This window comes from Chitinophaga arvensicola (assembly GCF_900110835.1).
GTDB classification, from domain to species: domain Bacteria; phylum Bacteroidota; class Bacteroidia; order Chitinophagales; family Chitinophagaceae; genus Chitinophaga; species Chitinophaga arvensicola.
The window spans coordinates 1,988,417-2,014,178 of the sequence record NZ_FOJG01000001.1; the positions used below are offsets into that span (position 1 = coordinate 1,988,417).

Annotated in this window: 20 protein-coding genes; 13 read left to right on the forward strand and 7 right to left on the reverse strand. The window is 47.0% G+C overall.

The genetic code is table 11. The annotated features are described in order from the left end of the window. The first annotated feature begins 62 nt into the window (after window positions 1–62). From recG to BMW79_RS08530, 12 genes are all read left to right on the forward strand, one after another. The gene (recG, locus tag BMW79_RS08475) at window positions 63–2,201 is read left to right on the forward strand and encodes an ATP-dependent DNA helicase RecG (RefSeq protein ID WP_245752419.1); all 2,139 of its coding nucleotides are present in this window, start codon (window positions 63–65) and stop codon (window positions 2,199–2,201) included. 198 nt (window positions 2,202–2,399) lie between these two features. Continuing rightward, the gene (locus BMW79_RS08480; RefSeq protein ID WP_089893133.1) at window positions 2,400–6,086 is read left to right on the forward strand and encodes a DUF7948 domain-containing protein; all 3,687 of its coding nucleotides are present in this window, start codon (window positions 2,400–2,402) and stop codon (window positions 6,084–6,086) included. 6 nt (window positions 6,087–6,092) lie between these two features. After that, window positions 6,093–7,118 (forward strand): PorP/SprF family type IX secretion system membrane protein, encoded by a 1,026-nt coding sequence (locus BMW79_RS08485; RefSeq protein WP_089893136.1) that lies wholly within the window; start codon window positions 6,093–6,095, stop codon window positions 7,116–7,118. 47 nt (window positions 7,119–7,165) lie between these two features. Further along, window positions 7,166–8,575, forward strand: a complete 1,410-nt coding sequence (locus BMW79_RS08490; protein ID WP_089893138.1) for an FAD-binding oxidoreductase — start codon at window positions 7,166–7,168, stop codon at window positions 8,573–8,575. Between the two features lie 41 nt (window positions 8,576–8,616). Continuing rightward, window positions 8,617–9,204 (forward strand): hypothetical protein, encoded by a 588-nt coding sequence (locus BMW79_RS08495; RefSeq protein ID WP_089893142.1) that lies wholly within the window; start codon window positions 8,617–8,619, stop codon window positions 9,202–9,204. Between the two features lie 147 nt (window positions 9,205–9,351). Next, a complete protein-coding gene (locus BMW79_RS08500; protein WP_089893145.1) occupies window positions 9,352–10,029 on the forward strand; it encodes a phosphonatase-like hydrolase in 678 nt (225 codons plus the stop codon). A 10-nt stretch (window positions 10,030–10,039) separates the two neighbouring features. Beyond that, a complete protein-coding gene (locus tag BMW79_RS08505) occupies window positions 10,040–11,185 on the forward strand; it encodes a TIGR03364 family FAD-dependent oxidoreductase (protein WP_089893148.1) in 1,146 nt (381 codons plus the stop codon). A gap of 338 nt (window positions 11,186–11,523) precedes the next feature. Continuing rightward, on the forward strand, window positions 11,524–12,222 hold the full coding sequence (locus BMW79_RS08510; RefSeq protein ID WP_089893151.1) for an LOG family protein: 699 nt from the start codon (window positions 11,524–11,526) through the stop codon (window positions 12,220–12,222). Between the two features lie 159 nt (window positions 12,223–12,381). Then, on the forward strand, window positions 12,382–13,023 hold the full coding sequence (locus BMW79_RS08515) for an O-methyltransferase (protein ID WP_089893154.1): 642 nt from the start codon (window positions 12,382–12,384) through the stop codon (window positions 13,021–13,023). A 23-nt stretch (window positions 13,024–13,046) separates the two neighbouring features. Then, window positions 13,047–14,498, forward strand: coding sequence for a glucosaminidase domain-containing protein (locus BMW79_RS08520; RefSeq protein WP_089893157.1), 1,452 nt, complete (start codon window positions 13,047–13,049; stop codon window positions 14,496–14,498). 52 nt (window positions 14,499–14,550) lie between these two features. Next, window positions 14,551–15,096 (forward strand): hypoxanthine phosphoribosyltransferase, encoded by a 546-nt coding sequence (hpt, locus tag BMW79_RS08525; protein WP_089893160.1) that lies wholly within the window; start codon window positions 14,551–14,553, stop codon window positions 15,094–15,096. Between the two features lie 45 nt (window positions 15,097–15,141). After that, window positions 15,142–16,884 (forward strand): YfbK domain-containing protein, encoded by a 1,743-nt coding sequence (locus tag BMW79_RS08530; protein ID WP_089893163.1) that lies wholly within the window; start codon window positions 15,142–15,144, stop codon window positions 16,882–16,884. An 8-nt stretch (window positions 16,885–16,892) separates the two neighbouring features. On the opposite strand, the gene BMW79_RS08535 is transcribed toward BMW79_RS08530, so the two are convergent. From BMW79_RS08535 to BMW79_RS08545, 3 genes are all read right to left on the reverse strand, one after another. Further along, complete coding sequence (locus tag BMW79_RS08535) at window positions 16,893–17,834, reverse strand: class I SAM-dependent methyltransferase (protein ID WP_245752422.1); 942 nt, start codon at window positions 17,832–17,834, stop codon at window positions 16,893–16,895. 71 nt (window positions 17,835–17,905) lie between these two features. Further along, the gene (gene dnaJ, locus BMW79_RS08540; protein WP_089893166.1) at window positions 17,906–19,078 is read right to left on the reverse strand and encodes a molecular chaperone DnaJ; all 1,173 of its coding nucleotides are present in this window, start codon (window positions 19,076–19,078) and stop codon (window positions 17,906–17,908) included. A 112-nt stretch (window positions 19,079–19,190) separates the two neighbouring features. After that, on the reverse strand, window positions 19,191–19,766 hold the full coding sequence (locus BMW79_RS08545) for a nucleotide exchange factor GrpE (protein ID WP_245752424.1): 576 nt from the start codon (window positions 19,764–19,766) through the stop codon (window positions 19,191–19,193). A 168-nt stretch (window positions 19,767–19,934) separates the two neighbouring features. Here BMW79_RS08545 and BMW79_RS08550 point away from each other — a divergent pair, with 168 nt between their 5' ends. Continuing rightward, window positions 19,935–21,107 (forward strand): class I SAM-dependent rRNA methyltransferase, encoded by a 1,173-nt coding sequence (locus BMW79_RS08550; RefSeq protein ID WP_089893169.1) that lies wholly within the window; start codon window positions 19,935–19,937, stop codon window positions 21,105–21,107. 73 nt (window positions 21,108–21,180) lie between these two features. On the opposite strand, the gene BMW79_RS08555 is transcribed toward BMW79_RS08550, so the two are convergent. From BMW79_RS08555 to BMW79_RS08570, 4 genes are all read right to left on the reverse strand, one after another. After that, window positions 21,181–21,423, reverse strand: coding sequence for a T9SS type A sorting domain-containing protein (locus BMW79_RS08555; protein WP_177192083.1), 243 nt, complete (start codon window positions 21,421–21,423; stop codon window positions 21,181–21,183). A 299-nt stretch (window positions 21,424–21,722) separates the two neighbouring features. Then, window positions 21,723–22,754 carry a PorP/SprF family type IX secretion system membrane protein gene (locus BMW79_RS08560; RefSeq protein ID WP_089893174.1) on the reverse strand — a complete coding sequence of 344 codons (1,032 nt, stop codon included), beginning with the start codon at window positions 22,752–22,754 and terminating at the stop codon, window positions 21,723–21,725. A 19-nt stretch (window positions 22,755–22,773) separates the two neighbouring features. Next, window positions 22,774–23,490 carry a gliding motility-associated C-terminal domain-containing protein gene (locus tag BMW79_RS08565; RefSeq protein ID WP_089893177.1) on the reverse strand — a complete coding sequence of 239 codons (717 nt, stop codon included), beginning with the start codon at window positions 23,488–23,490 and terminating at the stop codon, window positions 22,774–22,776. Continuing rightward, window positions 23,481–25,622: a PKD domain-containing protein gene (locus tag BMW79_RS08570; protein WP_089893180.1), complete on the reverse strand. Its 2,142-nt coding sequence runs from the start codon at window positions 25,620–25,622 to the stop codon at window positions 23,481–23,483. Before BMW79_RS08570 ends, BMW79_RS08565 begins: the two co-directional genes overlap by 10 nt. Window positions 25,623–25,762: the final 140 nt, after the last annotated feature.

Sequence of the window (25,762 nt, forward strand, 5' to 3'; positions counted from 1 at the left end):
ATATAATTGTTTTTTACTAAAACAGGCAAGTGGTGATTTTTTACCACTTGCCTGTTTTATTTTTGTCCTTCATAAAAACTGGAATAGCCATTTCTACTTTTACTGCCATATTATCCAACCCGATAGAATACCTGAAAGGCGTAGGCCCACAGAAAGGGGAACTGCTGCGCAAAGAGCTCAAAGTATATACCTTTGGCGATCTGCTGCAATATTTTCCTTTCCGCTATGTAGACCGTACCAAGATTGATAAAATCGCCTCTCTCAGCGGGTACGAAGACTTTGTACAGATTCGTGGGAAAATTGTGAATATGGTAGTAATGGGGGAGAACCGCTCCAAACGGCTGGTGGCTACCTTCAAAGACGAAACCGGTACCATCGACCTGGTATGGTTCCAGGGCTGGCAATGGATGCAGAAATCGCTGCGCGAAAATACCGGCTACCTGGTATTTGGCCGCATCTCCGTATTCAATGGTGTTACCCAGCTCGCTCATCCGGAACTGGATCTGCTTACAGAGGAAATTGCCACCGGCAAACAATTCCTCGAACCAGTGTATTACACCACTGAAAAACTAAAGGCACGCGGACTAACGGCAAAGGCTATAGGAAAACTTACAAAGAACTTACTGGAACAATTATCCCCCCTTGAAATCAGGGAAAATATTCCGCTGGATGTGTTGCAGCAGTATCGCCTCATGCCCAGGTCTATGGCTTATTTCAGGATCCATATGCCTGCCAGTGAAGATGATGCGCGACTGGCGCAACGGCGCCTGAAATTCGAAGAATTGTTTATCGCCCAGATCCGTATCTGCCGCCTGAAACTCAAAAGACATAAGCAATCGCATGGCTTTGTGTTCGGCGCCGTAGGCGAATCCTTTAATGAATTCTACAATCATCATCTCCCTTTTGCTTTAACAGGCGCACAAAAAAGGGTGTTGAAGGAAATAAGAACAGATACTGTTCATGGCCGGCAAATGAATCGCCTGCTACAAGGGGACGTAGGAAGTGGCAAAACCATGGTGGCGCTGCTCTCGATGCTGCTGGCAAAAGATAACGGTTTCCAGGCCTGCCTCATGGCGCCCACGGAAATCCTCTCCCAGCAACATTTTAAAGGCATTTCCGAATTACTGGAGAAAACGGAAGTAAAGGTGGCGCTGCTCACCGGCAGTATCAAAGGAAAAGCCCGCAAACAAATACTGGCCGGCGTGCTCGATGGCAGCATCGATATCCTCGTGGGTACACATGCCTTGCTGGAAAAGGAAGTGGAATTCAAAAACCTCGGTATGGCCATCGTAGATGAGCAACACCGTTTCGGCGTGGCACAACGGGCACGCCTATGGGAAAAAAATACCATACCACCTCATATCCTGGTGATGACGGCAACGCCTATACCGAGAACACTGGCTATGACCATCTACGGCGACCTCGATGTATCAGTCATAGATGAAATGCCGCCCGGCCGTAAACCAATTACCACCGTTCACCGCACGGAATACCAACGTCCGCAGGTAATGGATTTTATAAAGGAAGAAGTAAAGAAAGGCCGTCAGGCTTACATCGTATATCCACTGATTGAAGACTCCGAAAAACTGGACTACGAAAACCTGATGAAAGGATATGAAGAAGTAAAGGCCTTTTTCCCGGAACCCAGGTTTTATATCAGTATGGTTCATGGCCGGCAACCCGCAGAACAAAGGCAAACCAATATGCAGCGCTTCGTGTCTGGTGATACCCAGATCATGGTAGCCACCACTGTGATTGAAGTAGGCGTTAACGTTCCTAATGCCTCCGTGATGGTGATAGAAAGCACCGAGCGCTTCGGCCTTTCCCAGCTTCACCAGCTGAGAGGAAGGGTAGGTCGCGGTGCAGAACAATCCTTTTGCGTACTCATGACCGGCAATAAACTCAGCCAGGATTCCCGGGAACGCATCAACGTAATGGTGCAAACCAACGACGGCTTCCTTATTTCTGAAAAAGATATGGAACTGAGAGGCCCGGGTGATATTGAAGGTACCCGCCAGAGCGGGGTGCTGGACTTCAAACTGGCCGACATTATCGCTGATAAACCCATCCTTGATGCTGCCCGCGCCAGCGCTGAAAAGATCCTGGAAGAAGACACCGATTTGCTGTTGCCTGAAAATCAGGCACTAAAAGAATTTTTGGCCGCCCAGCGAAGTAAATCTATCTGGAGTAAAATTTCCTGATGATTTTTACGTTTATTAATTGATGAACGAATTAATAAAGTATAAAAGCTACTGAAGCTCAGATATACCTTGTTTCCCATTTAACCTGTTTACACTTAGTTCAGAAGTTTTTGTGCTTTTCCCGGCCGTAACAATTTGACAGGCTTCTGCGTTTATAGTATTATATTAGTTTTTACGAATAAAATAAATCTGATCCCGTTGAAATTTACCTTCCCGACTGGCCTTATTGGATGGATGATTTGCCTTTTGCTCCCCGGACTCCAGGTCCAGGCGCAGCAATCGCGCACCAACTTCACACCGTTGAATTTTATTGAGAACAAAGGTCAATGGGATAGGGACGTCATTTACAAAACAGAATTGGATGGCGCCGCTATCTTCCTCAAAAAAACAGGGTTTACTTTCCTGATGATGAGCCAGGAAGACCTGTGGAACCTCAATGAATATGTGCACGGCCATTCACACCGCAGTGATACCGCCGTGTTTATTCCTAAAACGGCTTTTAAGCCTGGTGCGCCAAAACCCGGAGATCCCGGTAATGGCCAGCCTCCTCCAAGACCCGGTAAAATTCCCGATGTACGCGGACATGCCTATAACGTTACGTTTGTCAACGCCAATCCAAATGTAGAGATAGTACCGGAAAAGGAACAGGAAGCCAAAAGCAATTACTTCATCGGGAATGACCGTACCAAATGGGCTTCCAACGTGAGCACTTTCCAGGGTATTAATTACAATTCCCTGTACAGCGGCATCGACGCTCATATCTACTCAGAAGGCTCACAGCTGAAATACGACCTGATCGTACATCCCGGCGCCAATCCGGATAATATCCAGATGGTATATGAAGGCGCCACCGGCATGGAATTAAAAAAAGGACAGTTATATGTTCATACCACCGTTGGAGATGTGATCGAACAATTACCCTTTGCTTACCAGTATATCAACAATCAGCGTATAACCGTAAAAGTAGCTTACCGGCTTAACGGGAATAAGCTCGGTTTTAAAATTTCGGGAGATTACAACGCTGCATACCCACTGGTCATAGATCCCATTTACGTGTTCTCGACCGTATCTGGATCCCGCTCCGACAACTGGGGATTCACCGCTACCTATGATGCTGCCGGTAATTTATACGGCGGTGGTATTGTGTTCGGTTCCGGCTATCCGGTAACAACGGGCGCTGTACAAAGCGTATATGGCGGCGGAACATTTGATATTGCCATTTCTAAATTCAATCCCAATGGTACCAGGCTCGTATATGCCACCTATATCGGCGGAAACGGCCAGGAACAACCCCATAGCTTATTTGTAGACCAGCAGGGCAACCTGGTTATATCCGGCAGAACCACTTCCAGCGATTATCCCAGCACTGCAGTGAAGGGAACCCGCGGCGGATGGGATATTGTTGTGACTAAATTAAATGCCCTTGGCAGTGGGATCATCGGCTCACTCATCATTGCCGGTACCGGCGACGATGGCGTAAATATGAGAACAGATCGTCAGGGCGGCGATTGGATACTGCTACGCAACTACGGCGACGACGCCCGCAGTGAAGTAGTGGTGGATGATGCCGGCTATATTTACGTGGCCAGCTGTACCCGCTCTACCGACTTCCCCGTAACCGCCGGCGTATTCCAGGCCGCCAACAAAGGCTCCCAGGATGGCGTGGTCATGAAAATAAATCCACTCTGCCAGGACATCGTATGGGCCAGTTACCTGGGCGGCTCTAAAGAAGATGCCGCATATGTGATTGCATTAAATGGTCTCAGTACCTTGTACGTAGCCGGTGGTACCGCCAGCGACGACTTCCCCGCAACTGCCGGTAGCCTCAATCCAAAGTATACCGGTGGCATATGCGATGGTTTCGTTGTACACATTACCAATGATGGTAAATCCATCCTGCAGGGAACCTATCTCGGCTCCGATAACGGTAAAGCCGACCAGGTATATGGTATTCAGCTGGATAAAAAAGGTTTTGTATATGTAATGGGCACCACCGAAGGTGCCTGGCCCATACAGCTCCTCAGCGCCGACGGCTACAATGAAAATGGCCTCCAGTTTATCTCCAAGTTACAACCAGACCTGACGAAGTTTGTGTATTCTACCACTTTTGGTAAAAACAGGAACAGTGTTACCTCTCCAAATATTTCTCCCACCGCTTTCCTGGTCGACCGTTGCGAAAACGTATACGTGTCCGGATGGGGCGGAGGTATCAATATCGGCCTGAAATACCCCAATTCCGGTACCTGGGGCATGACTACCTCCACAGATGCACTGCAACGCAGCACTGACGGATGGGATTTTTATTTTTATGTGCTCCAGCGGGATGCCGTACGCTTCAGTCCTACACAGGGTCCTTTGTACGGTAGCTACTTCGGTGGAAACGGATTGTATGAACACGTAGACGGCGGTACCAGCCGCTTCGACCGGAACGGAATTATTTACCAGGGCATCTGTGCCTGGTGTAATGTGAGCAGCAACGGCTCTAAACCCCGTTATCCCACTACGCCTGGTGCTTATTCCAGCACGCCACCTGCTTCCTGCAACTTTGGCGCGCTGAAAATTGCCTTCAACCTGGATGGGGTAAAAGCAGGTGTAAAAACCAAAGACCGCCGCACTAACTACTGCGCACCGGAAAGGATCTACTTTGAAGATACTACCCATCTGCCGGCACAACGGTATGAATGGTTTTTTGATGATAATACGCCCATCATTACTACCGGCCCCGGAGGAGACACTATTTCCCACTACTTCACGCAGGTAGGTACTTACCGGGTACGCATGGTGAAGTTTGATGATAAAAGTTGTAATGGTTCAGACACTGCCTATGTAACTGTGAAGCTGGGTAACAATGAAGCAAAACTTCAGTTTGAAGCAAAACGTGTAGGTGCCTGTGAAGACCTGCTGTATGAATTCACCAATGAATCAACACCTGCTGCGCAGTTCCGCGACAGCTCTTTTATTCTCGACTATGGAGATGGTACGCCGCCTTTCTATACAGGTATAGATACTTTCCCGCTAAGGCATGCGTACAAAGCAGCCGGCATTTATAACGCCACCCTTACATTGGTGGATACCAATTTCTGTAACGCCCCGCAAACCATCAGTTATACCCTGCGTGTGGCCAAAGACGTAGTGGCCAGTTTTACAGATCCGGGAACTATCTGTGTGGGCACAGAAATACAGATGGAAAATACCACACTGGGTGGTGAAACTTTCCTCTGGACTTTCAGTGATGATAACTCTACCTCTACTGATCCTTACCCGATCCATAAATTTAATGTGGCAGGTCCTGTAACAGTTAAACTGGTCGTGAATGACCCGAATACCTGCAACAAGAAAGATAGTTTTACAGTGGTGGTGAATGTAGCCCCCTTGCCGGTAGCTGCTTTTACTTTCTCACCAACTAAAGCGGTAGAAAATACCCCATTGCAGTTTGATAGCAGGGACTCAAAGAATGCCGTGCATTACCTGTGGAACTTTGGCGATGGGGATACCACTTCTCAGGTAAATCCAAGTCACCAATACCTGAGAACCGGCACCTATAACGTATGCCTGACTGTTACTAACAGTGACGGATGTACGGATACCAAGTGCCAGGAAGTAAGTGCCGTAGTAGTACCATTGTTTGATGTACCCAATGCCTTCGCACCAAACGGAAAAAACAACACGTTTTATGTGAAAGCTTTCGGAGCGACCAAATTCAATCTTAAAATATTTAACCGCTGGGGTCAGTTGATCTTTGAAAGTTCAGATCCCCAGATCGGATGGGATGGCCGGTTTAAAGGAGAAGTTCAACCTATGGACGTCTACGCATATATCGTAAATCTTGAATTTACGGATGGCACCAAAGGCAACAGATCAGGAAGTGTAACCTTGTTAAGATGATGAGCCATGAATCAGATTGTTAAGTTATCAACATGTCTGGCAGTTTTATTAATTGTTTCCATGAGTAGCGGGTTGGCCCAGGACCTCCACTTCTCACAGTTTTTTAATTCGCCATTGACAACTAACCCAGCCAATACCGGCTTTATTCCTGACGGGAACTACCGGCTTGGTATTAATTACCGCGATCAGTGGACCAGTGTTCCGGTGCCTTACCGGACTATGTCGGCATATGGCGACTTTCAACTCTTCCGCGACCAGCTGGAATATGGTTGGGTGGGCATTGGTGGCGTATTGCTACGTGATGTGGCCGGCGCCGGTAATCTTACATCTACCAAAGGATACGCTTCTATCGCGTATCACCAGTTGCTTGGGTTCAGCAGCTTATTATCCGCCGGATTTAACGTAGGTTCTGCCGGTAAACGTGTAGATATTACCAAGCTCACTTTCGCCGATCAGTGGAACGGGAAGTTCTTCGATTCACAGATCCCCACCGGGGAGCCAATCACATCCAGCAGCGTGAATTATTTTGACCTGCAGGCAGGTTTGAACTACGCATATTTCCCTAACGATAATATCTATGTAAACGCCGGCTTTTCGGTGCAGCACATCAATACGCCCCGCGAAACATTTTTCGATGGCAACAACACCGTACCCCGCAGGTATATCGGATTTTTAAATGCCAGCCTGAAAATGAGCGATAAGGTAATCCTCAATCCGGCGGCTTATTATGCTACACAGGCCGGTGCAAGGGAATTGATGCTGGGCGCGAATGCAGCCTATAATCTTTCCGGTGATGGTGTACAGCAGTTGTATGGCGGGTTGTATTACCGCGCCAATGATGCCGCTATTTTCCTGGTGGGATACCAGATAAACGCTATTAAACTCATGTTTAACTACGATATCACCACTTCCAGTTTATCGGCCGCCAATAACCGGCGGGGTGCTTATGAGCTGGGCGTTGTATTCACGGGGCTTTACAGCAACCGTAGTTTCAACAACGCCAGGAGATCTACGATCTGCCCATCTTTTTAACCCGCCGGATATTACCACCTAACCGGCTTTATGATTATTTTTGTTTCATGACAACGTTTAATAAAGTAACTGCCGCTCACATAGCGGCATTACGCGAAATAGCCGGCACACAATACGTATTGGCCGACGAAGAAAGCATGGCCCGTTATGCACAGGATGAAACTGAGGACCTGCATTATCTCCCGGAAGTAGTGGTAAAACCGGATACCACCGAACAGGTAAGTCGTATTATGCGCCTGTGTAGCCAGGAATTACTACCCGTAACTCCCCGTGGCGGCGGTACTGGCCTCAGCGGTGGTGCACTGGCCCAGTTTGGTGGCGTACTTATCTCCATGGAACGGTTTAACCGGATTACCCACATCGACGAAAGAAATCTCCAGGTAATAACAGAACCAGGCGTGATCACCGAGGAATTACAAAACGCTGTAAAAGAAAAAGGCCTGTTTTATCCACCGGATCCGAGCAGCCGTGGCACCTGTTTTATTGGCGGTAACATCGCAGAAAACTCAGGTGGCCCGAAAGCCGTGAAATATGGTGTGGTAAAGGATTATGTGCTGAACCTGGAAATGGTGTTGCCTGATGGAGAAATCATCTGGACCGGCGCCAATGTGCTGAAAAACGCCACTGGTTACAATCTCACCCAGTTGGTAGTAGGCAGCGAAGGTACTCTGGGCATTGTCACCAAAATAGTATTACGCCTGATCCCCCTGCCTAAAAATGACCTGCTGATGCTGGTGCCTTTCCGCTCCGCTGAAAGTGCCTGTGAGGCAGTCAGCGCTATTTTCAGGGCTGGCTATACTCCTTCCGCTATGGAATTTATGGAAAGGGATGCGATCGACTGGGTATCCCAGTACGTGCAAAGCAGCGCTGTTAAGATAGAAGACGACATACAGGCCCACCTGCTCATAGAAGTAGACGGTAATTACCCGGAAGTACTTATGCAGGAAATGGAAGGAATCGCTGGTGTCGTAGAGGGTTTTGATATCGGGGAGATCCTGTTTGCGGAAGATTCCCAACAGAAAGATGAACTATGGAAACTGCGCCGCCGGGTAGCAGAGGCGGTAAAAGCCAATTCCGTTTATAAAGAAGAAGATACCGTAGTGCCCCGTGCAGAATTGCCGTTATTATTGAAGGGCGTGAAAGAAATCGGTCAGAAATATGGCTTCCATTCGGTTTGTTATGGTCATGCCGGCGATGGGAATCTCCATGTAAACATTATTCGCGGCACCCTCACGGAAGAACAGTGGAATGGTACCCTCACGGAAGGTATACGTGAAATTTTTCAACTGGTGAAAAAACTGGGTGGCACCATCTCCGGTGAGCATGGTATTGGCCTTGTGCAGAAGAATTACATGGATATCATTTTTGATCAGACCTCCATGCAGCTCATGAAGCAAATAAAGCAGATCTTTGATCCGAAGAATATATTAAACCGGGGTAAAATTTTTGATTGTTAAACCTTTCTCCGGGTAAATAGTTAAACTTAATAAATCTGACCATGAAACGTTTATTGATATGTTTTCTCTTTCTGGCCACGGCACAACTGGTGCATGCCCAGTATTATAAAACAGACACGATGACCCATAAGGGCTTTGATCCTTCCCGCCTGGTGCTGGGAGGCTCTTTAGGGATGGTGTTTGGCGATTATACCAATGTGGATATCTCCCCGTTGGTGGGTTATCGCTTCTCCGACTATATCGCGGCGGGTGTCAATATAAACGCGCAGTACGGCCAGTTTAAATCACGTGACTATTATACCGGTAATACTATTCAGCGGGATAAATACACCATTTTCGGTGGTGGTATCTGGGGCCGGGTTTATCCGTTCTCAATGGTGTTTATACATATCCAGCCGGAGTATAATTTTGTGACACAGAATTCTACCTATTACCTGGACAATAACCAGAAACAAACCTTTAAAACCAACTATGGTGTGCCCAGCCTGCTGGTAGGCGCAGGTTATACCCAGAGCGTTGGCGGCAGGGTTGGTATAGGTATTTCTGTTCTTTATGATGTGATCCAGGATAACCGTTCTCCTTACAACAACAGCCTGATTTACCGGGTTGGAGCAGGACTTGGTTTCTAAATAATTTTTTCGGAAGATATCGACCGGATCATCTGCAAAGGTGATCCGGTTTTTTGTTCGTGTATTATCCGCATGTTAAATGTTTATAAATGCTAAACATTGTTTTACTAAGTACTTAACTTTGCGGCATATTAATACACAGGAATAATGGAAATAGCATTAGTTGTTTTTGACATTGCAGGTACTACACTGCACGATGAATCCAATGTAGCAAAGGTTTTGCAGCAAACCATCCAATGGGCGGGCGTATCTGTAACCCTGGAGCAGGTAAACGAAGTAATGGGATATGCCAAGCCATACGCCATCCGCTATCTTTTACAGCAACAGAAAGATAGCCGCTACTCCGATGAGACCTTTATCCAGGAGCTGCATGCCCGCTTTGTGACAGACATGAAAGCGCATTATGCCAACCATCCCGCTATACGGGAGAAAGAGGGCGTTTCTGCCGTTTTTGCTGCATTAAAGGCAAAAGGCATCAAAATAGCACTGGATACCGGCTTCGACAGGGCCATTACCAACGTGATCCTGGAAAGGGTAGGATGGAAGCAGCAGGGATTAATTGATGCCGTTGCTACCAGCGACCAGGTTGCCTTTGGCCGTCCGTATCCTTATATGATTTACAGGATCATGGAAGAGCTGGAAATCCGCAGTATCCAGTCTGTAGCGAAAGTAGGCGACACCATCTCCGACCTGGAAGAAGGTACCAACGCCGGATGCCGCTATGTAATTGGTGTAACCACCGGCGCATATACCCGCGAAGAACTGGAAAAAGGGCCGCATACCCACCTGGTAGCTTCCCTGGACGAATTACTATCTATCTTCTAATTTTTATATCATGCAACAGCAACAGGCAGATGTAGCAGTAATAGGTGCGGGCATAGTAGGATTGGCTATGGCTTATCAGCTCGCATCAAAAGGAAGGAAAGTTGTTTTATTTGAACGGAATAGTAAAGCCATCAGTGCTTCTATCCGTAATTTCGGACTGGTATGGCCAGTAGGGCAAACCGCCGGAAAAATGTATGACCGCGCCATGCGCAGCCGTAGAACCTGGAAAACACTGGCCGCAGCTACCGGGCTGCAGTGCCAGGAAACAGGTTCTCTGCATCTCGCCTACGCCCATGATGAACTGGCTGTGCTGGAAGAATTTGCACAGGGCGCACTTGGCAACGGTTACACCGCAGAACTGATCACACCCGCACAGATAGGAAAATATACACAGGCAGTGAAAACAAACGGACTGCTCGGCGCATTATGGAGTCCTACCGAAATGACGGTAAACCCACGCCAGGCCAGTGCTGCGATTGCCAAACACCTGGAAGAAAATATGCAGGTAACCATGCGTTTTGGTACCGCAGTAAATGGCATCAGCATGCCTTACATCGAAACAAAAGACGAACGCTGGAAAGTGGAAGAAGTGTTTGTATGCAGCGGCGCAGACTTTGAAACCCTGTACCCTGCTGAGTTTGCGGCTGCTCCACTGAAAAAGTGCAAACTGCAGATGATGCGCACTATTCCGCAACCAGGCAACTGGCAGCTGGGACCCGCGTTGTGCGCAGGTCTTACCCTCGCTCACTATGCCGCTTTCGATAGCTGCAAAACGCTGGAACCACTGAAACAGCGCTTCGCACAGGAAATGCCGGATTATGTGAAATGGGGTATTCACCTGCTGATCTCTCAGAATGGCGCCGGTGAATTGACGATCGGTGACTCACATGAATATGGTCCGGATTTCGAACCATTTGACAAAGCATTTATCAATGATCTCATTCTGCAGTATATGCACACATTTCTGCAGGCGCCGGAATACACTATTCAGGAACAATGGCATGGCATTTATCCTAAACTGACGAATGGCAAAACAGACCTGGTATTCTCTCCTGAAAAAAATGTAACGATCGTTAACGGTCTCGGCGGAGCCGGTATGACACTGTCTTTCGGGTTGGCAGAAGAAGTAGTGAACAACGTACAGGCCTTTGCGTAACCTCGATAAATATAAATTAGGTTATTGCTTAAATAATTTATAAATTAATGGAGGTTAAGCGTTATGAGAATTCCTGTTGATAAAAAACGATAGTACTATCTAAAGAATTTTCAACATCATTTATTTTTTTGATTGCCAGCATTAGCAATGTTTCTGCAGCGATGTTTATTAAACATCGCTGCACGTTCATAACGTGTTAAATGTAAAGCAGGTTTCTATATAGTTACCTGCTTTTTTTGTGCCGGATGCCGTCGCTTTAAGCCAATTATTATATAAATTACATTGTTCCACGTGCTTGCGTGGATAAGTGTTTTATAGCATAATAAAAAAGCAGTCGCATGAACAGTAGTATAAAGAATCTAAAAGAAAGAGACTGGACGGAAACAAGAGCGCATTCCAGCTGGCAGATATTCAAGATTATGGCGGAGTTTGTTGAAGGGTTTGAGAAGCTGGCTAAAATAGGACCCTGCATCTCTATATTTGGTTCTGCACGCACCAAGCCAGGCAATAAATATTACGACCTGGCCCTGGAAATATCTACCAAACTGGCTGAAGAAGGTTTTGGTATTATTACTGGTGGTGGCCCGGGCGTAATGGAAGCCGCCAACAAGGGGGCCCAGGCCGCACATGGTAAATCAGTGGGTGCTAATATTACCCTGCCACATGAGCAGCATCCCAATGTATATATCGATCCGGAAAATAACCTGAATTTCGACTACTTCTTTGTCCGCAAGGTCATGTTCACCAAATACTCCCAGGGTTTTGTGATGATGCCCGGTGGCTTTGGTACTATGGACGAATTCTTTGAAGTAGCCACCCTGATCCAGACCAAAAAAATGGAAGAAACACCGATGGTACTGGTAGGCCGTGAATACTGGAGTGGCCTCCTGGACTGGATCCGCAATGTGATGATGGAAAAAGAGAGCAATATCAATCCACAGGACCTCGACCTGCTGCAGTTATTTGACACAGCAGAAGAAGTGGTGGAGTATTTCCGCGTTTTCTATACCACCAATAAATTAAGACCGAATTTCTGATAATTCAGCCCCAGGGCCGGAAAAGCGGATATACGTGAACGTACCGCCGGAGAGAATAAAACCCGGTGAAATAACGTTTATGGATATATCCGCTTTTTCCGTTGAAAGCAGTAGGCTGACAGTTAGCCGCTTTTCCTTAGCTTTGCAGAAATTTTATATATGGAGCTTATACCGGCAGCAGTAGAGGCCTATTCAGAAAAATATACCACTCCGGAGAGTGAATTGATGTATCAGCTGAACCGGGAAACGCATCTGAAAGTGGAGCTGCCGCATATGCTGAGCGGACAGGTACAGGGACAGTTTCTGAGCATGATCAGTCATATGATCCGGCCACGGCGCATCCTGGAACTGGGCACCTACACCGGCTACTCCGCTATTTACCTGGCTGCAGGTCTCACGCCCGACGGCATCCTGCATACGGTAGATATCAACGAAGAACTGGAAACCCTTTGTCAGCGCTATTTCTCGGCAAGCGGGAATGCGGACAAAATAAAAATGCATATCGGTAAAGCCGCTGATGTTATCGCACAACTGGACGAAGTATTCGACCTGGTGTTCATTGACGCGGACAAATCCGGTTACGAACAATATTATGACCTGGTATGGGAGAAATTGCGTCCTGGCGGTTTTATCCTGGCAGATAATGTCCTGTATCACGGACAGGTGCTGGATCCGGAGAATGAACAGGGACGACAGGCAAAAGCCATGGTCCGGTTTTGTGAAAAAGTGCTGGCAGACGACCGCGCCGAACAGGTGTTAGTGACCATCCGTGATGGTGTATTGATGATCAGGAAGAAATAATCGCCCATTAAATCCGAACATACATGCAAGTAAGAAAATTCTTATTGACAGTCAGTTTTCTTATTGGCTTAGTTACCGTACTGCACGCACAGAACATTACGACCCAGCAGTACATTGCTACCTATAAAAACTTAGCCATCGAGGAAATGCGCCGCTCAGGCGTGCCTGCCGCCATCAAGCTGGCGCAGGGAATTGTAGAAACACAATCCGGCAACGGTACCCTGTGTTTGCAGTCAAATAACCACTTCGGTATTAAATGTAAAAATACCTGGACCGGTAAAACCATCAAATACGACGATGACGCTGCCCAGGAATGTTTCCGGGTATATGAAACCGCCCGCGATTCTTACCGCGACCACTCCGATTTCCTCCACGCCAATCCACGCTATTCCTTTCTTTTCCAGTTCGATGGAGATGACTATAAATCATGGGCATTTGGGCTCAAACAGGCAGGATATGCTACCAATAAAACATATCCCCAACAGCTCATCAAAGTAATTGAGGACTATAACCTCCAGCAATATACCCTCATTGCCATGGGGAAAGATCCTTCCGATGGCGGCGCTGCTACCGATAAAACACAGTATGCAGAAGTAACGGAGAAAGAAACAAGAACATCTCCCGGAAGAAAAAATCATAATACCACTACTACTACCAAACAAACGCCCGGCAGTTTCCCTAAAGGAATCTTTGAAATCAACGGCCGTAAAGCGGTATACGTAAAAGCAGGTACTTCCCTCATCCAGCTGGCCGACCAGCGCAATATGCGTTTGCGTAAACTGGTGCGTTTCAACGACCTGGAAAATGACAATCCTCCTAAAAAGGATATGATCGTTTTCCTGCAAAAGAAAAGCAAAAGAGGCAGCAAGGAATTCCACCCGGTTGTAAACGGGGAAACCATGCACGATGTAGCCCAGGCAGAAGGGGTGCAGTTAAGATGGTTACGCCGTCGTAATAAAATGAATGAAGGCGAGGAACCCGCTGCAGGTCAGCGTTTAACACTCGATGGTTTTGCTTCCTCCGCTCCCCGCCTGGCAAAAAATACCCGGGTGCTGAAAGAAGAAGACCAGGAACCACCGGAAGATTTCTCCCCGCGCAAAGCACTGGATGGCATCAAGGAAGAAGTAGCCAAAAATACCACTGGCGGCACTGCCGTACCGGAAATAAAGCCTGCTCCGCAAGGCGGCGTACCGGTAGCTATGATAGAAGACCTGAAAAAAGCAGGTACGGTGACTACCTCCGGTGGCACTGCAGGCACGCCAAAAGCGTCTATGCCGCAGCCACAATCACAACCAGCTACGCCTAAACCCGCGCCGGCACAACGGTCTAATACGCAATACCACGATGTACAGCCAAAGGAAACACTGTATGGCATTGCTAAAATGTATAACCAGTCTGTTACACAGTTACAGGAATGGAATAACCTCCAGGGCTTCGATATCAAAATCGGTCAGCGCCTGCTGGTAAGTAAATAAGCAGCGATCTTTTTTTGCTGATAATTGTTAAATAAGGAAATGTAGAAGTATTATGTCAGTGATCAAGGTGCATGACAAAGCGTTCCAGCCTTATATCGGTGAAGCAGAACTGCAGCAGCGGATTAAGGAAATGGCGGAACAGATTAACACAGATCTGAAGGGAGAGCGCCCTTTATTTATCGCCATTCTCAACGGCTCCTTTATGTTTGCCGCAGATATGTTTAAATACCTCACTATTGAGGCGGAGATCTCATTTATTAAACTGGCCTCTTATAAAGGCATGAAATCTACCGGCAATATCATTCAGGCCATCGGTCTGGACGAAGATCTCTTCGGCCGTACCGTGGTGATTCTGGAAGATATTGTAGATACAGGCAAAACTTTGAGCCAGTTCCTGCCTCAACTGGAGCATCAGCAACCTAAGAAATTAATCGTGGCTTCCCTGCTCACCAAGCCGGATGCCATGGTACACCCTATTAAAATAGACTACCTCGGCTTTTCCGTTCCCAATAAGTTCCTGTTAGGATACGGTCTGGATTACGACGGCCTGGGAAGAAACCTGCCAGCGATCTACCAGCTGGTGGAATCTGAGCAGTAATTATTTTTTCCGGGCGCTTGCCCGGAAAAAATCTTAACTTAATATATGCTCAAGTACCTTTTACTCTTACTTTTTTGGGGTGGAGGGCTGCAGGCGCAAACAATCTGGGTTTCGGGAGCGGTAGAAGACAGTTTATCCCACCGCCCCATTTCAGGAGTACTGGTGAAGGTGATAGATGACACCCCCCACGTGGTGACAAACGCTTTCGGTCTTTTTAAAATTGTAATCCCCAAGGCATCTGCCAGACTATTGCTTACACAGCATGGTTATCACCCCAAAGAGATAACCGCCAGCAAATACGAGCGTCTTTTAATAACGTTATCGCCCCTACGAAAAGATACGGACCCGGTGGCACTCGCCAAAGCCAGGTCGAAGATGCTGCATAGCAGTAATCCCAATTACGGCAACACCGGCATGGGCACCTCTTCTTTTTACAATGAAACTTATGGCGCTACTTATGAAAATAAGTTTGTACACACCGCCGCTCACCCGGTATCTACCTTCGCGATAGACGTGGACAGGGCCGCCTACAGCAACATCCGCCGCTTCCTGCGACTGAAAGAACATGTACCGGTAGATGCTGTCCGCATCGAGGAAATGATCAATTATTTCCATTACGATTATCCGTTACCGGTAGCTGGCAACACCATGGCGCTGTATCATCATTATACTACCTGCCCCTGGGAAACCAGTCACCGGTTATTACAGATCGCTATCCGCGCGCGCGCCCTGGAAACAGATAGTTTTCCGGCCAGCAACCTGGTGTTCCTGCTGGATGTTTCCGGATCTATGGGCAGTCCCAATAAATTACCATTGCTGCAGGCCGCCTTCCGTATCCTGGTAAATAACCTGCGTCCGGTAGATAAAGTGGCTATTGTAACCTATGCCGGCGAACCCGGCGTCATACTGCCCGCTACGCCCGGTGACCAGAAAGAAAAAATTCTCAATGCCATCGACAATCTCAGTGCAGGTGGCAGCACCGCCGGAGAAGCCGCTATTAAAATGGCTTACCGCATTGCGGCAGATCAATATATCCCCGACGGCAACAACCGTGTGATACTGGCTACCGATGGGGATTTCAATGTAGGCCTCAGCAGCGATGAAGAAATGGAACAGCTGATCATTCAGCAGAAAGAAAGTGGGGTATTACTGACCTGCCTGGGTTTCGGTATGAAAAATTATAAAGACTCCAAGCTGCAATCCCTTGCCAGTAAAGGAAATGGTAATTTTGCGTATATAGATGACCTGGAAGAAGCGAATAAAATATTTGCCCGTGAATTCGGGAGTACCCTGTTTACTATTGCCCGCGATGTGCAATCGGAAGTGTGGTTTAATCCTGCGTTGGTAAAGTCGTATAGGCTTATTGGTTATGAGAACAAAATACTCCCTGCAGATACCACCATGACCAGTGAGTTCAATGGCGGCATCATCGGCAGCGGGCATTGTTCGGTAGCGCTGTATGAAATTGTTCCTGTGCCGGAAGTGGCTACCTCTGATACAGTGCTGGCGCAGGTAAAAATATCGTATCGTCATCCGCAGGATACCACTGTGCAATGTTTGCGGGGGGGGATCCCTGCGGAACTGACCCTATTTAAAGATGCTTCGAATGATTGCCGCTTCGCTGCAGCAGTAGCGTTATTCGGCATGACTTTACGCAAATCCTCCTATTGCGGAAAAGGCGACCTCGATATGGTCAGCGACATCGCCCGCCAGGCGCTGGGCGCCGATAAGGGCAACTATCGCCGGGAGTTTCTGAAAATGATAAAGATGGTGCGTAAAGGAAAGTAATGGCGCATTTACTTGATCAGGCGGTAACACTTCCGGATCATCTTCTGCTGAAAATCAAAAGGTAACGTTTGATTGGTGATATCCTTGATACTGGAGGCTGTGATCTTTTCTGTGTCCATCACAAAGCGGCGATAGTTATTACTGAAATAAACGATCCCGTCTTTTTTAGTGGCCAGCAACACCTTATTCAACATATCGGCGTGATCTCTTTGTACATCCAGGAAATCCTTCATACGCTTGCTGTTGGAGAAGGTAGGAGGATCGATGATCACCAGGTCGTAGGTATTCAACTTCAGGGTATCGAGGTATTGCAACACATCGGCATGTACGAAAGTATGTTTCGGGCTGTCGAATCCGTTGAGCTTCATATTTTCTTCGGCCCAGGCCAGGTAGGTTTTGGAAAGGTCTACAGATGTCACTTCTGCGGCGCCACCAGCAGCGGCGTACACGGAAAAAGAGCCTGTATAGCAGAAGAGGTTCAGTACTTTTTTATCTTTCACTTCCTCCCGGACCATACTGCGGGTAATGCGGTGATCAAGAAATAATCCGGTATCGAGGTAATCGGAGAGATTTACTTTGAACTGCAGACCGGCTTCATAGGCGGTCATGATATGACTTTCCAGGCTTAGCTTTTCATACTGACTTTTCCTGTTTTCCTTGCGTTGCCGTTGCTTTACCCAGATTTTGTTGGGGGCTACATCCAGTACTTTGCTGATCATTTCCAGGCAGGTATCCAGCCATTCTTCGTGTGCATCCTCTTCCATACCGTGTTTACGGTGATATTCGGCGATGTACACATGGTCTTCATACATTTCAATGCTGAAGGGAAATTCGGGAATATCATCATCGTACACCCGGTAACAGGTGATGTTTTGTCGTCTGGCGAGTTTGGAAGTATGCCGGAAAACTTTCGTCAGCCGGTTTTCGAACATCTGCAGTTTTTGTTCCATGGTGCGGTATTAAAAGAGAGGGGAAGGCCTGCGTGCAGTAAGCCTTCCCCATCTTTTTATTCATTAAATCCTCAACTAAAAATGTCTCTTACCTTTTCGAAGAATCCTTTTTCGGATTTTTCGGGGTTGGGTTTAAAGTTATCGGATGATTGTAATTTATCGAGCATTTCTTTTTCTTCAGCAGATACGGTTTGCGGCGTCCATACATTCACATGAATCAGCTGATCGCCTTTTTCATAAGAATTAACGGAAGGGAAACCTTTGCCTTTCAGGCGGAAGATTTTACCGCTTTGTGTACCTGCCGGTATTTTAATTTTTGCTTTACCGTCGATAGTGGGTACTTCCAGGGAGGTACCGTATACCGCGTCAGGGAAGGAGATGTGCAGATCGTAAGCCACATTGAGTCCGTCGCGTTGCAATTCCGGATGTGGTTCTTCTTCAATCAGGATGAGCAGATCACCAGGAGCGCCGCCTCTTTCGCCGGCATTACCTTTTCCGCTCATGCTCAGCTGCATGCCTTCCTGTACGCCTGCCGGGATGTCGATACTCACCATTTCTTCACCATACATACGGCCTTCACCTTTACAGTGACCGCATTTGCTGGTAATGATCTGGCCTTCACCATGACAGGTAGGACAGGTAGTAACGGTTTGCATCTGTCCGAGGAAAGTCTGGGTGACTTTTCTTACCTGGCCGGAACCGCCGCAGGTATTACAGGACTGGAATGCGTTTTTATCTTTTGCGCCCAGGCCACCGCAGTGCTGGCAGGGTACATATTTCTTTACTTTGATTTTTTTGTTGGCGCCTTTGGCGATTTCCTCATAGGTGAGACGAATCTTTACCCGGAGGTTGGAACCACGGGTGCCGCGTCCACGGCGGTTTCCACCACCACGTGCACCGCCGCCTCCGAAGAAGCTGCCGAAAATGTCTTCGTTACCAAAAATGTCACCGAAGTTGGAGAAGATGTCATCCATGTTCATGCCACCACCGCCATATCCACCACCACCGCGGTTGCCATTCATACCGGCATGGCCAAAACGGTCGTATTGCGCCCTTTTATCAGGGTCGCTTAATACTTCATAAGCTTCAGCTGCTTCCTTGAATTTTTCTTCCGCCTCTTTGTTGTTCGGGTTGCGGTCAGGGTGAAACTGCATGGCCACCTTACGGTAGGCCTTTTTAATTTCATCCTGGGAGGAAGATTTGGCAACAACCAGTATTTCGTAATAATCTCTCTTGGTAGACATTATAAAAATCACTTAATGCCGGTGCAAAGCACCAGCTTTTGTTTCAGTAAAAAATATTGCTTTACGTCAGCTTCAGCATAGGTATTCATTGAAATTATGCCACATCGTCATTCTACTTACCTACAATTACCTTCGCATGACGGATTAATTTGTCATTCAGGTAATAGCCAGGTTGCAGCACATCTACTACTTTTCCTTCTAAATCCGGTGTAGGTGCAGGGATTTCAGTAATTGCCTCCTGCAGATCCGGATCAAATGAGGTATGAATACTCTCCATTGGCTTCAGTCCTCTCGCCTGGAGAGTGTTTCTTAACTTATTGAATACCAGCATTACTCCATCTTTCACGGCAGTAACATCTGTGGCACTCTCCAATTGCTTTACGGCTCTGTCTGTATCGTCCAGTACATCCAGCAAAGATATGATAACATCTTTACTAGCGGTTTGCATCAGTTCTATACGCTCTTTGGCAGTACGTTTACGGTAGTTGTCAAACTCCGCTTGTAACCGGAGATATTTATCGCGGATTTCACTTACTTCCTGTTCTTTCTTCTCCAGTTCAGTCGCTTCGGCTGCTCCGTCATTCGTATTTGAACTATTGCTTATATTTTCTTCTGGCATGCCTTTTTCGTTTTCGCTACCAGTGCTAGCCTGACCGTTTGTCTGCATGTCTTTTTCGTTTTCTGTCATAATAAGTAATAATTGTCTGCGGAGGTATGCAGTCAATTTCTTTGCCAACAGCGGTTTTGCCGACAAAAAGGCAGAATTGGCGCCCTTTAACCGCCAGCAGCCAACCTGTTAGTTAATACCAAGATGCTAACCGCTAAATAGCTACCTTTGCCCCTCGAAATACAATAAATGACTAAAGTTTTTCTAAAAAAGCAGATACAAAACAGGGTATTACAAGGGCATCCCTGGATTTTTGGCAATGAAGTGGCCGAAATAAAAGGAGATGTAAATGCCGGTGATATCGTAGATGTGTATACGCATAAGGGCTTTTTCCTGGGTCGTGGTTATATCAATCCGCAATCCCAGATCCTCGTACGACTTCTGACACGTGATAAGAATGAAGAAATAAATCCTGAATTCTTCTACCGCCGTATCCTGAAATGCTGGGAATACCGGCAAAAACTGGGCTATGTGGAAAACTGCCGCCTCGTATACGGAGAAGCAGATGATATGCCCGCACTGGTAATCGATAAATTCAATGATTACTTCGTATTACAGACATTGGCGCTGGGTATGGAAAAATGGAAAGATGCCATCGTGGATGCCATCAACCGTATTTTCTCTCCTAAAGGAATCTATGAAAGAAACGATGTGCCGGTAAGGGAACTGGAGGGTATGACACAACAGAAAGGCTTCCTGAGCGCACCTTTCGATACCAACCTGGTGATCAATGAAAACGGACTCCGGTTTCATGTGGATGTGGTAAATGGTCAGAAAACCGGCTATTTCCTCGATCAGCAGGACAACCGCCGTGAGATCAAACATATTGTAAAAGGCGCCGATGTAATGGAAGCTTTTTGCTATACCGGTACTTTTTCCTGCCATGCTGGTTTCTATGGCGCCAAAAGCGTACTGGGACTGGATATTTCGGAAACAGCCGTAGCTACTGCCCGGAAAAATGCGGAGTTGAATAACCTGCAGGATATCTGCCAGTTTCAGGCAGTGAACGCTTTTGATCAATTGAAACAGTGGACAAAGGAAGAGAAGAAGTTCGATGTGGTGATCCTCGATCCGCCGGCTTTCACCAAAAGCCGTGAGAATATCCAGAAAGCCGTTACCGGTTACAAGGAGATCAATCTGCGTGGGATGAAGCTGCTGAAACCGGGTGGATTCCTGGTAACTGCTTCCTGCACCAACCTGGTATCGCCGGACCTGTTCCTGCAAACCATTGATGCTGCTGCGAGGGACGCGAAAAAGAGACTGCGCCAGGTAACTTTTCAGACCCAGGCACAGGATCATCCGATTCTGAGAAATATTGAAAACACCACTTATCTGAAATTCCTGATTGTAGAAGTTTCCTGATAACAGATATCATAAAAAAGGAAAGTCACGATGTGAATCGTGACTTTCCTTTTTATTTTGATGCCAGATATATCTACTTGACTACATTGAATTTCCCCGACTCTACCAGGTTTCCCCGCTGATCTCTCAATTGAAAAATATACAGCCCGTTGTAATAGTTATCCAGACTTACAGTAGTCCGGGAACTGATACCTTTCAGCTGATCAATTTTCTTTCCCAGGAAATTATATACAATAAGATCGTACAAGCGGTCGTTATTATGTTGTTGAACTTCAAATGTTATGATAGTGGTAGCTGGATTGGGATATAGCTTCACGATTTTGCTACCCCCCTCCGGATTTGGTTGGGATTTATCGCTTTGAGCCTTACCTATGCTGGTAAAAAGGCTGAAAACCATTATGAGAATCAGGGTAGAGGTTTTCCACATAGTATTATAAAAATAAAGTTTTTATCAAATATTTCCTAATTTTTGTTTGATGAATTCAGCTCATTCGAGCGCCATTGTTTCTACATAAAATTAACAAACCACAGGCCATTTTGTTAGCAGTTTCTCCTTTTTTATGTAAATTTTAACGCTTGATAAATAATATTTCTAACAAGCTGATTTCTATCTACTTAGAATCTAGGACAGTTTACGCTTTCTAATGTTGAGTTCCGGCTGTTTAAAAATCCTTTAAAAACGAGAGAGATTTCGAAGCCTCCGAAGGTCTGACTTGCCGTTCTGAGCTTGGAGATATTCGTATCGTAACTCATTCCAATTTCATATTTATCCATATCAATTTTTATAGTGGGAATAATGGCATCGTTCCATCTGAGGAAGAGCCCGCCATAAATAGCCTTCGTTGATTCCAGTCCCTGGTCCATCAGTCCGTAACCGATTAATGCGCCGCCGATATACTCCGAATAAGTGCCCTGGTGCAACTGGTTATAGTGCGCGATCACTTTTACGCGTTCATCTACCGGAATGGTAATACCTGCATTAAACGTGATCTTCGGAAGCAATTCAATATTCTTATCGCCATAGAAGGATATTTTCGCCCGGTTGAAGTGATAGTAACCGGCACCGATAAAGTAATTCACATCTTCCCCGATTACACTGTTGTAACTCAGGCCCACACCTGCGTCCAGGTAACTATAGCCTTTCAGTGCCAGCTTTCCTTCTTCGCCAGTAGCACTCGCCGGATCAAAACGGCCGTTTGTATACTGGTTGTTAAAGGTCATGTTGGTAGGATCAAACTGCCGTTGTACAAGGCCTCCCATGAAACCTAAAGACAAAAAACTGCTCTTGTCTTCATTGAGCGATTTATGATAGTTGATCGCCGGGAAGATCTGTGTAGACTGCAATTTGGAAGTACCTGCGCGATCATAGGTAAGTTGCAGACCGGTAGTCACGTAGTCGTTGCTGCGGCCTACGGGAAATTTTATTTCCCCGCTGACCGTTCCTGTCTGGTAAGGAATGGTAACGCTGTTCCACTGGTTGCGATATACTGCCTGAACACGCACATCTCCGTTGAAAATGCCGATCAGTGCGGGATTACGCAGGATCGGTGTTTCATAGAACTGCGACAGATGTATATCCTGCGCATACAAGGGAGTGGCGCCTGTTATGCAAACTATCGCCAGTAATACGCGGTATATGGTTTTCATGTTAGCCAGGTTAAAATAATTATCTGAGTAATGTTACATTGCCTTTCAGCTGGAAAAATTCATTGGTATCACAGTAAGCTTCGAGGAAGTAAATGTATACGTCCGAAGGCTGCGGCTTTCCGTTGAATGAGCCATTCCATCCTGCGCTGATATCGTCTATGTTGATTTTTTCACGGTGATATACTTCCTGTCCCCAGCGGTTAAAAATCCGGAAGGATTTGATCATGCTCACACCTTTACCACGGGGATAGAAGACGTCGTTTTGCCCGTCGCCGTTGGGACTGAAAGTATTAGGAATAAATACCACGTCGGTATTACAGACGAGGTCTATATTTACGATGTCGCTTTTCGAGCAGCCGAACTGGTTAGTACCGGTGATGCTGTAGGTAATCGGTTTGCGTACAGCTGCTGTTACGTATACCGAATTAGGATTATCCAGGTAATCTTCCGGACTCCATTTCCATTTTATCACATCTGGACTTCCGCTCGCCATCAATTTTACAATATCGCCTACCATCACAGTCTGGTCTTTCCCGGCGTCTACCTGTGGTACCGGCTTTACGGCTACTTTAACAGAGAGTGGTGCGCTCATCGGACAAATGGGATCGTTCGTCCCTGTTACCTGGTAAGTGATATCTGCTATGGGCGTGGTAACGGGGTTGGCGATGGTGTTATTGGTTAAGCCGGTTACCGGAGTCCAGTTATAGGTAGTGGCGCCTGCTGCTCTCAGTTGCACGATGAGCCATAACAGGCGAATGTATCATTGCTTACGGAAAGATTTACCTTGGGTACTACTGCTACATCAACAGAATCCAATACCGTGCATCCGTGTACGTTAGATGCCTGTACGCGGTAGCGGGTGTTTACCAGTGGGGTAGCTACTGCATCGTTGCAGAATACACAACTGATAGTACTGCTGGTGAGCCATTGTACGGTGCCGTCTGACAAGGCATTCAGGTTTACGCTGTTGCCTTCGCAGATTTTCGGCTGACTGGCAGAAGCGGTAACTACCGGTGTAGGATGGATGATGATGATTTTGCTGACAGAGTCGCGGCAGTTGCGGGCATCTGTAATCACCAGTTTTATGGCTTGTCCGCCCGAAGTGGTGTACTTCATGCCGGGCGGCGTTTTTGCGGTGGAAGTTTGTCCGTTGCCCAGATCCCAGTACCAGTCGGCGATAGGGATGTTGGGAGAAGTAATGGTGGTATTTATAAAGCTCACAGGTTGTCCTGCGCAGGTAACCGGCCCCGTAGTGAAATCGGCTTGTGGCGCCATGATCGTGATATCCGCAGGTTTATACACAATATCGTCGCAGTAGGCGGGATCTTTATAGTGAATCGTCAGCTGGTTGTCGAAGGAGCCGGCGGTAGCCCATGTTTTTATATAGGTCTGATTGGTGGTGGTGAATACTTCTCCGTCACCGAACCGCCAGGAGTAGCTGGCCACCAGTCCCAGTGGTACATTCAGCACTTCATAGGTTGCCTTGCTGCTTCTGCAGATGGTATTAACACCGGCAGTAAAATCTGCCCGGAAATAATAAACGGTCTGAAAGCTGCTATGGCTGCAGTTATTGCCAATTTCACCGATGGTTAGACGAACCGTGTAGTTACCCGGAGTGGTATAATTATGCACGGCATCGCGGGTATTTACCAGGGGGGAATTGTCGCCAAAGTCCCACTGGTAGGTAGAATTCACACTTGTGCCAATAGAATTATTGGTAAAGATAAATTTACTTTTATCGGAGCAATCGCGTACCGCGCTGAATTTTGATACAGGCCCGGTAACGTTTACTGTGGCGGATGGCGCATTGGTGAAACATCCGTTGCTGCCTGCTTTCATTTTCACGGTAAGGGTGCCATTGGCATTGAAGGTATGCCGGATATCATTGTTGCTGCCGGTAGCGGTTTCTCCATCGCCGAAATCCCAGGTGTAGGTATCTGCGAAGCTGGCATTGGCCAGCAATCTTACCGGGTCGCCTACGCAGGTACTGTTGGGGGATACCGTGAAACTCACGTTGGACGGCGGGTTTCCGGCATGTACGAATTTATCAAAAGTAGTAGTCACCACACATTGATTTTGTGTAGTAACGGTAACGGCTACGTTGTAAGTTCCCGTTTGCGTGTAGACGTGGGTGGTGGACCCGCTATTCGTGCTGCTGGTGTTACCATCGCCAAAATTCCAGGCCCAGGAAATGACTGGATCACTGATGCCGTTGGTAGAAGTGGCGTTGAAGACAGCATTAAAAGGAACGCAACCGGCCTGAGGATCAGACATCACGATTTCCGGCAGGGAGATATCGATATAAGCGGCTTTCTTCAATGTACCCGTGCAGCCGTTGCTGTTAGTAACGGTAAGGGTTACATCATATTTACCCGCGCGGGTATATTGATGTGGCGTATATGCGTTGCTGGTAGTGATTACAGTACCATCTCCAAAATCCCACGTACGACTGGCCGCGCCTGGAGTGGCATCGGTGAAATTAGCGGTGAATACTTTGCAACTTTTAGTGACATCTGCCGAGAAATTCACAACAGGGGTAGTGCCAACAACCAAATCACGCCAGTAGGTACTGGTAGTAGTGCCGCCGGTTACTTTGTATACTGCTTCCAGTGTGATTTTTACGGGGCCGCCACTGGTAAAGGTAACCTGTGGATTGGCATCATGAGAGGTTCTGCCATCCCCGAAATCCCAGTTATAACTTAATGGAGTACCGGTACTTGTGTTTTTTAGTGTAAGCGTTACCGGTGTACACAGGTTTCCCGGTGAGGCGGTATAGGTGAAGTCCGCCTTCTGTGCCAGTAAGCTATTCGCCTGCAAAAGGGAGAGGAACAGGAAGATCCATAAACTCTTTGCGGGTAGGTATTTCATAGGTACACAGGGTTTTCCATTACTAAAAGACACCACAAATTAATAAAAATAACATATATAAATTTTTTGATTTTCGGAAATGATGATACCGGGAACGATGAAAACCAGCGTAATGGCTGCAAATCAATAAGATCCGGTAT